Below are 13,145 nucleotides of genomic sequence, written 5' to 3'. Positions count from 1 at the left end.
GGCCGGCATTACCCCGGAAGGAAATCGATGGGGAATCGTACCTTCCGGGTTTCCACATTGGCTGCCCCGAAATTGAACATCTGTACGCGCAAAGCAATGCGCTTCTCCAGCATCGGGTGGTCCAGCTCCGAGCCCACCACGTCACAGGCTGAGACACTGCCATCCGGCTCAATCACCAGTTCCAGGGTAACCTTACCCTCAAGGGTTGGATCCTGCCGTAACTCCCGCTGGTACAGGGAATAGAGCACGCTCTTCTGGGCATCAAATACCTGCCGGATATTGCTCATGGCACGCTCGCCCACTGACGGCCGGGCGGGTTCCGGCTGGCTTGCCACCTGAGGCGCGGTTTCCCGGGGAGCGGCTACGTCACTGGTTTCATGCTTTGCCAGTTCGACTTCCCGAACTGGCCCTTCGCGGGTTTCAACACCGCCGCTGCCTTGCAGTACCGAATCATTCGGCGTTTCCGGTGCCAGGCCAACCGCCTGACTGTTATTAACATTCGCGACACGCCGCACCTCAGGTGCCGGAGTGTCCAAAGACGTCAGAGCACTGAGCCGGTCTTTCATGGCAAACAGGCCGGAACGTGAGGCGGTTTCACGAGCCTGCTCGGTCGTCTGCGGCGCAGGCGCAGGCTCAGGCTTCGATTTCGCTACCGTCGGTTCAGGAGGGATCTGCTGCGGCGCCTCAACCCGCTTCGGTTCCGGCTCTGGCTTGGATTGCTCAGGCTCTGGCTCCACAACCGGCTCGGGTGGCTCAACCGGCTTGGGTGGCTGTACCAGCTTCGCCAGCCGAGGCGGCAATTGCTCCGCCTGTTCACGCTCAGGTTCCGGTACCTGCAGGCCCGGAATAATGAGGGCAGGAATCAGAAACAGCGCCAGCATCAGCCCGGTTATCAGGCCGAAGCGGCCTGACTCTGCTCTGTCCCTGGACCAGGGCAGCCGGGAAGGTTGCGACAGCTCCCTGCGATCAACCATTACGAACCTCCGACTCCACCGCCAGACGTACCTGCCGGAACTGCTCATCGACACAGGTCTGCATGATCTTTCTCAGCAACCGGTAATCGGTATCTTTCGCTGCCATAATCGTAACTTCAAGACCGTTTTCCGGTACCTCAGCCCAACGGTTCCTTCGGTACGCCAACTCTTCGGACAAGCCGGCAATGCGGGTATCCGTGGCTTCGATGCCGTCCAGACGCGCCACTTCCCGGCCCTGAACCAGAATGGACTGGCCGACCACCTGTACGGTCAGGTTCTCCACCGCTTCCTGTTTGGCAGTCGAACTGGGCAGCGGAACATCCGCGGTGTTCTGCATGACCTTCACATCTGAGGAATTCACCATCAGGAAGAACACCAGGATGGTAAAGATATCCATCAGCGACACCAGATTCAGGCCACCAGCCTTGTGCATCCGACCATAGTGACGCTGGCGCAGCCGGGCTCGTCTCGACAACTTCACGCGCCTTCTCCTTTGCCTTCCACCGGACGAGCGGCCAGATTGCGATCCTCACTGGCATCCATCAGAGACACATCCGGAAAGAGTTCTGCTTCCACAACGCTCGCTGCCACCACCGCCTGGTAAGAGCGCACGGTATCCATAACCGACACCAGAGTCTGGTAGTCCACATCTGGTCCGACTTCCAGAATCACGTCCGTCTTGTCGGGCATCCGGGACTTGATCTGCTGCAACAGTTCACTCAGTCGTGAATAGTCCTGGCCCTGCCCACTAACCGGCATCACATCGATCAGGCCGCGGTCACTGTCCGCTACCTCAATACCCTCCGGTAGCACCGTGACCACCAGCCGGAACGATTCGGCATCCGGCGCCTGGCCGGCTTCCATGCCCGGAAAGTTCAGCTCGATCATCCGGATCTGGCTGAACACCATGCCCAGCAGCAACACCGGTACCAGCACAATCATCAAATTGAGAAAGGCGGTAATGTCGAGGTCTGCCGAGGCCGTCAGCCTGCGATGTCGACGTCTCATGTTCGGCTACTCCTGATCAGATCCTGGAATGCCGGCACAATCAGGCGGCCGCCGCCGGCCGGTTTGCGGGCTCAGACACCATATTAAGGAGCTTGACCCCCGCCATTTCAAAACTGTCGACAATCTCGTTGGTGCGGGTCTGCAGTACCGCATGGAACAGGAGCAGCGGAATGGCCGACATCAGGCCAAAAGCAGTGGTATTCATGGCCACGGAAATACTTTCCGATAACAGCGATGCCTTCTGCGCGGGGTCTGCGGCAGCAACCGCGGTGAATGCCGCAATCAAGCCAATGATGGTGCCAAGCAAGCCCAGCAGCGTCGCAATGTTGGCCAGGGTGGCGAGATACTGCGTGCGCTTTTCCAATCGGGGCAGCACTTCCATCAGCCCCTCTTCCATCGCGTATTCGATGTCTTCACGCCGGCAGTTATTGATCAACCGGGCAATGCCAGCGCCAAGCACTGAGGCAATTGCGCTGTCTGAGCTGGACGCCGCCTTCATGGCGCGCTGGTAATCACGTTTTTGCAGTGCGGGCAGAATGCCGCGCTCAAATGCCACCCGGTTTCGACGGCGAACCGCTCCGAGATACAGGAAACGTTCCAGAGTGATCGCCAGCCCCAGTGCAAGCACAATGGCAATCGGGTACATGAAGGGACCACCCTCCTGGAAAAAGCGGATAACGGTATCAAGCATGGTGTAGTTCTCCATCTACTGCGACGTTACGGTTGCGACTCGACTGGTGCGGCGCCCTGCCCTGCAGAAAGCGTTGGTGTCAGCACAAGGGGGTTCAGGGTTTCGCGGAACTGGCGGTGGTTCTCCAGAACCGGTTGAGGTACCGGATGCAAAAGTTCCGGTGCCTGTTGATTGAGTTCGGTTCTCGGGCGCCGGGGCAGGCTCGGCGTTTGCCAGGGCAATATGTACAGAATTCTCGGATCGTCTTCGCCGGTGCCAGCGGAGAGCCCCCGTACCTGCAGAACGTTCTGTTGGCTCTGCCCCGCCTCACTGATCCCTTCTGCGGAATAGCCGATGGCCGGCCAAAGTAACAGAACAAACAGGGGGAAACCGCAGCACGTTAACCTGGACAGCATCATTCCAGCCTCCGTTCAAGATCTGCAATCCAGCCGGCAACCTGCGAGCCTTCCTCCCCCACCAGGGACTGATATTGCTGGTAATGTTCCAGCGCCTTGTCGAGGTCCAGCAGGTAGAGCTCCGATATCACCGCCAGGTTGTAATGCAGTTCCGCCACCTTCGGCGTCACCTTCAACCCCGCTTCCAGCATCTCGGCGGCTTCCTCAAAGCGCTCCTGCTCTTTAAGAAGCAGTGCCAGATTGTTGCGGACCCTCACGTTGGCAGGATCCGCCGCAACCGCCTGGTGCCAGGCCTCCAGCGCCGTCTTCCGGTCACCGGCTTCGTAGGCCTGCCGGCCCTGCCGCTCCCACTCTTTTGACTGTTCCGGCTGATACACCGGCGCCACTTTTTCAGGTGCCGGCGCTTTGGAAGCGCAGCCAGCCAACCCCGCAAGAACCAGAAGAAGTAAAAACCGGAAAACCTGGGGTATCCCTCTCAACCTCATCATGAGCCTCCCTGATTGGTGTCCGTCGTCCAACTCATCCAGCGAAGCTGTCGGTCGTAGCGCCCGGGGTGCATGGTGGCCAGGGCCTCCAGGCTGCGCTGAATCCACTCATCGAAACCCTCCGTGGGGATACGTTCGTGGTTGCGGGCGTGCAGCGCCATGGCCTCTTCCTCAAGCGGAAACGCTTCCTCTTCCAGGAGCATCTGATACTGCATGGCTTCCATTTCGTTCAGTTCCGCAGGTACTTCAGAGGACATGAGGTCAGACGCCAATGTTCGATAGAGTTCAGCACGGCGATATAAAACCTCCGAACGTACTCCATCGCCGGCAAAGGACTCTGCCTCCTGGAGATACTCCTGAGCCTGCTGCATGGCCGCCTGCTTTCGTGCAAGTGACTGCTCCAGCGGGTGAACCAGTGCAATGCCGGCAAAACGCTCTGCCGTCTGGGCACCAAAGAACAGTGCAGCATCGGCAGCCCATTTCAGGGTATCCTCGGAATGCCAATGGCTGGCTCGTTCCCGAGCCAGCAGTTGTTCACGTACGGCAATCACCGAGTCTCCCGATTCGATCAGCCGTTGGCGCATGGTCTGCTGTTGAACATGCTCGTCGGCGGAATCGGGCGCGGGTGCAACCGCCAGCCAGTTTTTGTAGAGCTGGTTTCGGGAAGCGCTGTCACCCTCTGCGTGGAAAATGGCCGCAGCACGCAGTCTGGTGGGCCACGGGTCCACAAGCGTTTCTGAGCGACTCAGCAGCTCCTCCGCGGCTTTTAATCCCTGGCCAGATTCCTGATAGGCAAGAACCAGCTTCTCACTGGTTTCAGGCGTAAGCTCATGACTCGGATAATCCATCCGGAAGCGTTGGAGTTCATTGATGGCAGCCAGCCAGTCGGATGCCCGAAGCAAAGTATTCGCGGCATCATAGCGAGCCTTGATCGCAATTTCAGAGCCCGGCATAACGCCCTCAACCCTCTGGAAATGCGCCACGGCCAAAGTTGCGTCGCCGGCACGAGCAGCCTTTTCGCCCTGCTGATAGATAGCGGTCGCAAGTTGCTCCAGAAGACTGCGTCTCTGGCTTTCTGCATCCGGGCTGGCTTCGTCAGCCAATGGCAAAGCCTGGCGCCACGCACGTTCAGCTAGCCCAAATTCGTTGTTTTTCTGTCGAATACGCGCGGTCACCAACCACGCGGCGTAACGCTCGGTAACCCCAGCCCGCTCCCAGGTCAGTGTAGAACTGGCGTATTGCAGGGCACGCTCGAATTCGCCCAGGTCGTACCAACGGTTGGCAAGGTCGGCACGGAGCCCCGACAGACGTTCATCCGGGCCAAACGCCTCTGCATATCGCTGCTCTTCGTTGCTCAGTACGAGAAGCGCCGCGGTTCTGCTCTCTCCTGATGCCAGCTCAAGATCCTCACGAACAATTCGGATAGCGGCCCAGGCCGAATCCCGGGAATCCCCATGGCGATGGTCGTAGGCTGCGGCCCGGAAATTCCTGACGGCTTCAGTCCGATCGCCAGCCAGTAACCGGGCATCGCCTGCGAGATGGAGCAATTCCCCGGCTTGTTCCGAGCGAGGTGCAAGCCGCTCGTAATAGTGGGCGGCTTTGGCCCGGGCTTCACTGGCGGCAGCCGTTTGGTTCCGGCTACTGAGGTCTGTACCGGTGGCGTAGTAGTGATCAGCGAGGAAGCGGCTGTATTGCGCCCAAAGCCCCTTTTGCTCAGGAGTCATCGTCTGGAATCGGGCCTCTGCCCCCAAACGCTGGACGTAATCATCCCGCGCCGCCAGAGCTTGTGGGGTATTACCGGCCAGTTGCCAGTAGGAAACACTCTGGGCCAGGAAATCCGGGCTCGCTGTATGGCCCGCAAACTCGGACACAAAGGCGTTGTTGACCGACACCGCCCGTTCATAACGGCGTTCCACCGCATGCAGATCCGCAAGCCGGTCGTATAACAGATGCTGCCATGCTGATGACTCACGACCATCCAGCCAGTCGGCAAGGGTCCGGGCATCACTCTGGCGGGATGCCATCAAGGCCAGCACCCGGAAGGTGTCCTCCAGCATATCCATGGACTGCGCCGGCGGGTTGGCCAGGGCGGAGTGGTCTGGTAACTGCTGGTCCAGTACCGCCATGAAGCTGGCTGACGCACGGGCCCAAGCGGGATTACCCTGTTTGAACTGACTCCAGCCGAGCATGTAGCGAGCTTTGGCGGCGAGTTCCTGATGGCTGTCATGCTCCAGCAACTGTCGGTAACCGGCCTCTGCCTCCGCGTAGCGCCCGGCCGAGAAAGCCGCTTCCGCAATGCGGAAGCGGGCCTCAGGTACCAGTCCCGAGTTCGGGTAAAGCCCAACAAGCTGTTTCAGTCTTGCGATGGACTGCTCCGGTTGCCCGGTCAGCGCGTGGGCCTTGGCCATCTGGTACAGCAACTCGTCGAGACGCCCGGAAAAGGACCCTTTTGCCAGAATGCTTTCGTAGCTCTCGAGCACTTCCTCATAGATGGCCGCTTCCCGCTCTTCGGAGAACCCGACGTCCTCTCCCGACCTATCACGGATGTTGTTGAGCCGGTTCAGGGCGTCTATCCGCACTTCAGGCTCATCCGAGGACTCAAACAGCTTCTGATAACGGCGAGCCACTTCCAGAGGCGAAATCGCCGGCAGTGGCCGGCTCTCAAATTTCAGAAACACCGGGCGCATATCCCCCAGGGTTTCACCATCCCGCCCCAACTCCACGCGGAACGATTCCTGCGCAAAAACCGGCGCATGGGCCAACGTCATAGCCATTACAAGGAGTGCCGCGAAGGACTTCGGAGCAAAAGGTAGATTCACTGTGCACCCTCCCCGAGATTTTCCAGAGCGAGATACTCGTAGAGATGGGCGATTTGCTGCTCGGTTTTGTCCAGCGCGTGAGTCATGCGCTGGGTCTGCGTTTTAACAAACGCCAGTGCCAGTGCATCCAGTTCTCGCGCAGCCTGCTCCCGGAGACTGAGGGTCTTGTAACGTAAATCCTTGGTGGCGTCGCTCAATGCACGAGCTTCGTCCAGAACCGTCTCCAGGCGCTCAGGTCTTTGGAGGATCTGCTCATTCAACGCGCCCATGCGGCGGCCGGCTCCTGCCAGGGACTGTTTTAGCTGACGCAACTCTGTGACCTGGGCAGGCGTTGCCGCCTGCTCCACCAACCCATTCAACCTGGATTCCAGATCACTCTGCTGTTGCTCAAGCCCAGCGGTTTGTGGCGCCGCCCCCCCTGAACCGGCCGAGGCCATAAAGCCTTCAAGGGCCTGGATGAAAACCTCCAGGTTGTACTTGCTCGCATCCAGTGTTGCGACCATCTCATCAAGGCGCGCCACCCTCCGCACCGCCACCTGGGCCCCGGGTTCTTCCATGAAGCGCAGAAGATACGCCATTCGTGGCTGGGTTAACGTTCGGTTATCGGCCAAAAACCATTGAATGTCGTCACTACGGGCATCCTGAACCAGAGCTTTGTAGGCTCCTTCAGCCGTGATCCTTTCGGACAACTTGCCAAGGGTAACCCGTTCTCCCTCATAGGCCGCGTTGGCTGCCAACCAGGATTCTCCCGCCTGGCCCGGGTACCCGGAAAGATCGTAACCACGGCCCATACCAATCCACGCATCTGAAACACCGGGAAACGCCAGCGGAAATTTCTTGGCACGGTGCCAGCTCTGCATGGCGGCACGGTGGTTACCTTTGCGCGACAGCGCCAGTCCATGAAGGTAGAGAGCCTGAGGTGTGTGATAGCTTTCCAGAGAGACCTTCTCCAGGAAATCAATCGCTTTGTCGTAATCTTCGCTACCCAATGCAAGATAGCCGGCCCGGAGATTGAGCTGATCTAGCAGTGCCCGGCTCCGGCTGGTGTCGGTATCCTTGGCAGCCATGGCCATGGCAACCCGGAGCGAAACCAGGGCCCGTGACGAATCGAGATCATCGCGGGCGAAATCCGCCGCCAGGTTCATATAGCCCACGGCCGCCCAGTAGCCATGTTCCATACGCGCAAGGTATTGACCGGCCGCGTCGGTCTTCCCTTGTATTCTGGCCAGCTCCGCCAGACCAAGAAGCGCTTTTTGAGCCACTTCGCCATAGCCGGTTCGGCGCGCCTGTTGGTACCAGTTTTCCGCACCGGTGAGATCGCCATCTTCCTGTGCCATTTCAGCCAGAGCCAATGCCGCTTCGCCACGGTGAGACGCACCGTTAAATACACCCTCAAACCCAGCCCTGGCCTCGTCATGCTGCCCCGAGGCCAGCATAAGCCGGGCCTGAAGGTAATCGGCCGATTCGCCTTCAAGCTTCATTGCCAACCCGACAACCGAGGAAGCCTCACCGGTATCCAGCGCAAAGCGAACCACACCAGATGCCAACGAGTTATCCATGGCATTTGCTACCGGCGTTGCCACACCTGCCAGCATCGCTGCCATGACACCAATACTGTTTCGGAGGAACAGAGACATGCGCCCATTCATGGCCGGTTATTTCCACTCAACAAATGAGACTTCCGGTTCATAGTCCGGTGCCTTGGCGTTCAGCGTCATCTGCAGGCGCAAAGTGCCGGGCTGTTTCCGGAAATCGTGGACAATCTCCCGGCGCACGAAACGATTGTTGGCCGCCCGGGCGTTGATCACTGCCTTGAGAGTATGTCTTCCGTCCGCGAGGTTGCCGATAAACAGTTGATGTACACCGCCCTGGCCCAGTGAGCTCCGTTCGTTTTCTGTGTACAGATGAGCGGTAACCGGCTGCTCATTGACGAACAGTTCTACCGAATCCAGCTCAAGGGCTTGCCTGTTCGCCAACGACAGAAAGACCGCCACCCGGGTATTCACCGGGTGCAGCAGTTTCTGCTCGAGGGCATGCACACTTGCGGTATGCCGGGTAATGTCAGCGTTCAGACGCTCGATCTGCTCATCGAGCGACGATGCGTGGGAGGTTGCCGCCATCGCGGCAATGATCATTCCGGATATACAACCCCCCCTGATCCCTGGGGCAATCCGGCACTTTTGTGGTTTTTGTCTGCCGAACATCACTTTCCTGCCTTGCCGGGCCGCGCTGGTGCGCGGCTCAGGTAACATTTCGAAATAAAGAGTAACACCCGCTAACAACCAAGAACGGTATCCATTTCACCAAATGAGCATTTGGCCGGGTATCGGCAACGAAAAGCGTCGACTAATTTGACAGAAACAAAGAAAAGGGAGGCGGATCACAAAGGACCGGACGGCCCTATGACGAGGCAACTTATTGATACTAAAAACAGATACAGGGGCATGGCCCCGGAATTGCTCTACCAGAGATGGCGGGAGCGCCTTTCGGGCAACCCCCGCTTGAATATGCCGAGCTTTGCCGATGCCCTCAACCGCATCGGCTTTTTTTTTATTTACTCAACTGCCTCATGGCCGATTCGAGCCCCTCAATGGTCAAAGGGTACATATGATTATTGACCAATTGCTGGGTAATGCCCAGTGAACCACCCGATCCCCAGTAGCTTTCTGGTAACGGGTTGAGCCACACCACCTTTCGGAAATGCTCGGTCACACGCTGGAACCAGGTGGCGCCTGCTTCCTCATTCCAGTGTTCGATCGAGCCACCGGGATGCGTGATCTCATAAGGCGCCATGGTGGCATCCCCGACAAAAATCACCTTATAGTCCGGCGTATATTTATGCAGGATGTCCCAGGTGCTGAGCGTCTCGTTCATGCGCCGGATGTTATTCTTCCACACGCTTTCATAAATGAAATTGTGGAAGTAGAAATACTCCATGTGCTTGAACTCAAGACGTGCCGCGGAGAACAGCTCTTCACACACGCGAACGTGAGGATCCATTGAACCGCCCACATCAAAAAAGATCAGAACCTTCACGGCGTTGTGCCGCTCCGGAACCATTTTCAGGTCCAGGTATCCTGCATTGCGGGCCGTTGAGCGGATGGTGTCATCCATGTCGAGCTGGTCTGCCGCGCCCTGTCGGGCAAATTTACGCAGCCGGCGCAAGGCGACCTTGATGTTGCGGATGCCGAGGGTGATGCTGTCGTCCAGATCACGGAACTCACGCTTTTCCCAGACTTTAACCGCCCGGCCGTGGCGACCCTTGTTCTGGCCGATGCGGAAACCTTCCGGGTTGTAACCGTTGGCACCAAACGGTGAGGTTCCGCCGGTACCAATCCATTTGTTACCGCCGGCGTGACGCTCCTTCTGCTCTTCCATGCGCTTTTTGAAGGTTTCGATCAACTCTTCCAGCCCGCCGAGAGACTCGATCTTGGCTTTCTCTTCATCGGTCAGATGTTTCTCGAATTCGGCGCGCAGCCAATCGTCCGGAATCAGCGCCTCGAGCAGATCATCGAGATTCTCGATGCCTTCAAAATAGGCCTGGAAGGCGCGATCAAACTTGTCAAAGTGCCGCTCATCCTTAACCAGGCACACCCTGGCCAGGTAATAGAACTCCTCCATGTCTGCGAATGCCAGGCGCTGCTGAATGGCCTCCAGCAGGTCCAGGAATTCCCGCAGACTGGCCGGCACCTTGGCCCGCCGTACTTCGAGGAAAAAATCAATCAACATAAAGCAAGGCTCTTGTCGGTGATCAGTTTCGGCGACGCGCCATGAAAGCCAGCTTCTGCAGCAAATGAACGTCCTGCTCATTCTTCACCAGGGCACCATAGAGCGGTGGCAGAGCCGAGCTGGAGTCTTTCTCCTGCAGGGCTTTGGCAGAGAGCTCATCCGCCATCAGCAACTTGAGCCAGTCGATCAGCTCGGATGTCGACGGCTTCTTCTTGAGCCCCGGCACCTTGCGAACGTCAAAAAACACTTCCAGCGCATCCCGCACCACCTGCTGCTGAATTCCCGGGAAGTGAACATCCACGATGTTCTTCATGGTGTCGTGATCCGGGAAGCTGATGTAGTGGAAGAAGCAGCGGCGCAGGAAGGCATCTGGCAGCTCTTTCTCGTTGTTACTGGTGATGACCACAATCGGGCGTTTCTTCGCTTTCACAAACTCCTGGGTTTCGTAAACGAAAAACTCCATTCGATCCAGTTCCAGCAACAGGTCGTTCGGGAACTCGATATCCGCCTTGTCAATTTCGTCGATCAGCAGCACCACCTGCTCGTCCGCCTCAAAGGCTTCCCAGAGCTTGCCCTTCACAATGTAGTTGCGAATGTCTTTGACCTTCTCGTCCCCGAGTTGGGAATCCCGAAGGCGGGACACCGCATCATATTCGTACAGGCCTTGCTGGGCCTTGGTGGTCGACTTGATGTGCCAGGGAATCAGAGTCATTCCCAGCGCCGCGGCCATTTCCTCCGCCAGCAGGGTTTTACCGGTGCCGGGTTCACCCTTGATCAACAACGGACGCTGCAGCGCGATCGCTGCATTGACTGCCATTTGCAGGTCATCGGTGGCTACGTATTTATCGGTGCCGGTAAACTTCATGTGTCTGATTCCTGTTGGTTACTTTTTCGGATTCTCTTTCTTGTCCGCCGGTTTGGATTTTTCGTCCTCCGGAGACTCTTCATCATAATCGGGCAAATCGTCGAATTCGGAGAGGTCGAAGTCTTCCAGACCAAACTCGTCCTCATCAATGTCGAACTCCGACTCGCTGATCTCATCAGCTTCAGAAGGATCTGGCTCCGCCTCGGCGCCAACCGTATCGTCTGCCAAGGGGATGTCATCCTCTTCCGGTTCCAGTTCAGCCGATGCCAGCTCTTCCGTTACTTCGGGTACGGCCTCATCCGGAATCTCGTCCGGTTCGCTGTCAGCTTGCGAGAGTTCCGGAATGTCTTCAGGTTCCGGCTCTTCGGCAGACGCCAGCTCTGGCTCTTTTTCCGGGACAGGTTCAGGTTCAGCCTCCGCTTCCACCGACTCTGACGCTGCCGGAGGCTCCGGCTCAACCACTGGTGGCTCCTCAGATTCTTCAGCCAGGTCTTCCAGGGTTTCACGCTCAGCCGCTGCCGCCTGCTCCTGTTCTGCCCTCGCCTTTTTCTGACGCCATGCAAACAAACCAAGGCCCACAATAGCAACCAGCAAGGCTGCGCCGGCACCCCAGGCCCACACCGGGATACCCAGAAGCGTCCCCTTCTCCGGCTCCTGTTCAGCAATCGGCTGTTCGACCGGCGCTTCAGGCTCCGGCTCAACGACCTGCGCTGGTTCTGGTTCCGGCTCAGTTTCCTGCATCGGCGCTTCTACGGGCGGCTCAGCTTCCACTGGCGGCTCCGGTTCTGAAGAGTTGGCTCCGCCATCAAAATCCGGCAGCGGCTCCGCCTGTTCAGACAGGTCTGGCACCATGGGTTCGGTCACCACCTCCAGAGGTGGCTCTTCCCCTGGCACGGTAAACGTCGTCATGGCGCTGAATTTGCGGGAGAAAGTTCCGCCATCCGCCACCACATCAACCTGATAGCGGCCAGGTGCAGGCAATCTGGGTACGGTGTCCCGATATACGCCGTCTTCCGGCGGGGTATCGGGAGACAAAACCTTGGTACCTTGCCGACCATCACTCGCGGTTATCGACAGGCTAACGTCCATGACCGAGAGAAAATCGGACCCGGTAATCTTTTCGGTTTCCTCATAAAAAGCCACTTCAATGGCCAGAGGCTGCTCTTCGGTAAACTCAGCGGGAATCGGATTCACGGCCATGCGCAGATCACTGACCACCGTCACGCGGCTCCCCTGGCCAAGATCGCCAATGATACGCCAGCGGCCCGAGACCGGTTCAGTAACCGTGATCAGATCATAGCCCGGCTCAGATGCCCAACGGACATTATCCGGAGCGCTCTCCCGAGTGAACGGCTCACCACCAGGCTGAGCAAGCGCCAACGGCTCTTCGCCAGAAGCATCCTGACCGGAGAAGATCAGTGCCGTAAACTCGCTGATGCCATCATCAACGGCAAAGCCATCGCCCTCAATGGGAACCTGTTCCTGCGGCACTGCGGTATTCAGCGCATTGGCAAACGCCAGATTCAACGCCTCGGCAGATTGCGCCAGCTGGAAGCTGCCACCGGTTTCCCGGGCCAGGTTACGAAGAAACCGGATGTCCGCTTTCTCAGACAGACCAACCGTATGAATTGTGGCGCCCTTGTCTTTCAGCGCTGGCAACAAGGAATCGACTATGCGTTTTTCCTCAGCCTGACTTGCGTCGTCACCACCTGGCACGTCGACCTTGCCATCGCTGAGGACAATAAGATGGGTGTTCTCGAGGGTACCTCCAGACAACCAGTCGTTGGCGGCTTTCTCCATCGCCAAACCGAGATTCGTATGCAGCGCTACCGAATTGATCTGCTCGGAACGCTCAATAGCAGCGTCGCGCCAGGACTGATCAACCACACCGTAGGGCACCAGCATGTTGACGTACTGCCCGAAAGTCCAGAGACCGGCACTGGCCCCTTCCGGCAGGGTCCGGGCCAGCAGACGAACCGCTGGGCGGCGGAGATTCTGTGGATCGGTTTCCTTCATGGAGCCGGAGATATCCACCACAATACGCACATCCGCGTTGCCGGGCAGAGACAGTGCCGGGTCCTGCGCACCTGCTTGCCAAGACATCAGCAGCAAAGCTGCAGCCACCCAAATGCGTTTGAACCCCTTCATTGAACTGCGCCCTTATCTTTTGTAGTTCTCA

The 13,145-nt window shown here is 58.1% G+C and carries 12 protein-coding genes; all 12 read right to left on the bottom strand.

Annotation, left to right across the window (positions count from 1 at the left end):
• Positions 1-8: 8 nt before the first annotated feature.
• The 12 genes from Q669_RS02730 to Q669_RS02675 all read right to left on the bottom strand — a co-directional run bounded on the left by Q669_RS02730 (position 9) and on the right by Q669_RS02675 (position 13,069).
• Positions 9-974: an AgmX/PglI C-terminal domain-containing protein gene (locus Q669_RS02730; protein ID WP_022991143.1), complete on the bottom strand. Its 966-nt coding sequence runs from the start codon at positions 972-974 to the stop codon at positions 9-11.
• Positions 967-1,455: an ExbD/TolR family protein gene (locus Q669_RS02725; RefSeq protein ID WP_022991142.1), complete on the bottom strand. Its 489-nt coding sequence runs from the start codon at positions 1,453-1,455 to the stop codon at positions 967-969. The genes Q669_RS02730 and Q669_RS02725 overlap by 8 nt, the downstream gene beginning before the upstream one ends.
• On the bottom strand, positions 1,452-1,982 hold the full coding sequence (locus Q669_RS02720) for an ExbD/TolR family protein (protein ID WP_022991141.1): 531 nt from the start codon (positions 1,980-1,982) through the stop codon (positions 1,452-1,454). Before Q669_RS02720 ends, Q669_RS02725 begins: the two co-directional genes overlap by 4 nt.
• A 40-nt stretch (positions 1,983-2,022) precedes the next feature.
• Entirely contained in the window at positions 2,023-2,673 is a 651-nt protein-coding gene (locus tag Q669_RS02715; protein ID WP_022991140.1) for a MotA/TolQ/ExbB proton channel family protein, read from the bottom strand.
• A gap of 26 nt (positions 2,674-2,699) precedes the next feature.
• Entirely contained in the window at positions 2,700-3,071 is a 372-nt protein-coding gene (locus Q669_RS02710) for a hypothetical protein (protein WP_022991139.1), read from the bottom strand.
• Complete coding sequence (locus Q669_RS02705) at positions 3,068-3,556, bottom strand: tetratricopeptide repeat protein (protein WP_036148514.1); 489 nt, start codon at positions 3,554-3,556, stop codon at positions 3,068-3,070. Before Q669_RS02705 ends, Q669_RS02710 begins: the two co-directional genes overlap by 4 nt.
• On the bottom strand, positions 3,553-6,327 hold the full coding sequence (gene bamD / locus Q669_RS02700) for an outer membrane protein assembly factor BamD (protein ID WP_022991137.1): 2,775 nt from the start codon (positions 6,325-6,327) through the stop codon (positions 3,553-3,555). The genes Q669_RS02705 and bamD overlap by 4 nt, the downstream gene beginning before the upstream one ends.
• 41 nt (positions 6,328-6,368) lie before the next feature.
• On the bottom strand, positions 6,369-8,009 hold the full coding sequence (locus Q669_RS02695) for a tetratricopeptide repeat protein (RefSeq protein ID WP_022991136.1): 1,641 nt from the start codon (positions 8,007-8,009) through the stop codon (positions 6,369-6,371).
• 18 nt (positions 8,010-8,027) lie between these two features.
• Positions 8,028-8,507, bottom strand: coding sequence for a hypothetical protein (locus tag Q669_RS02690; protein WP_022991135.1), 480 nt, complete (start codon positions 8,505-8,507; stop codon positions 8,028-8,030).
• 415 nt (positions 8,508-8,922) lie between these two features.
• Positions 8,923-10,101: a vWA domain-containing protein gene (locus Q669_RS02685; RefSeq protein WP_011785089.1), complete on the bottom strand. Its 1,179-nt coding sequence runs from the start codon at positions 10,099-10,101 to the stop codon at positions 8,923-8,925.
• A 22-nt stretch (positions 10,102-10,123) separates the two neighbouring features.
• On the bottom strand, positions 10,124-10,966 hold the full coding sequence (locus Q669_RS02680; protein ID WP_011785090.1) for an AAA family ATPase: 843 nt from the start codon (positions 10,964-10,966) through the stop codon (positions 10,124-10,126).
• Positions 10,967-10,984: 18 nt separating this feature from the next.
• Positions 10,985-13,069 carry a vWA domain-containing protein gene (locus Q669_RS02675; RefSeq protein ID WP_227501046.1) on the bottom strand — a complete coding sequence of 695 codons (2,085 nt, stop codon included), beginning with the start codon at positions 13,067-13,069 and terminating at the stop codon, positions 10,985-10,987.
• Between the last annotated feature and the right edge of the window lie 76 nt (positions 13,070-13,145).

Origin of the sequence: Marinobacter sp. C1S70 (genome assembly GCF_000475355.1) — a bacterium.
Lineage (GTDB): Bacteria > Pseudomonadota > Gammaproteobacteria > Pseudomonadales > Oleiphilaceae > Marinobacter > Marinobacter nauticus.
The sequence above is the reverse complement of the archived record's forward strand: the minus strand, read 5'-3'. Positions and strand labels throughout refer to the sequence as shown.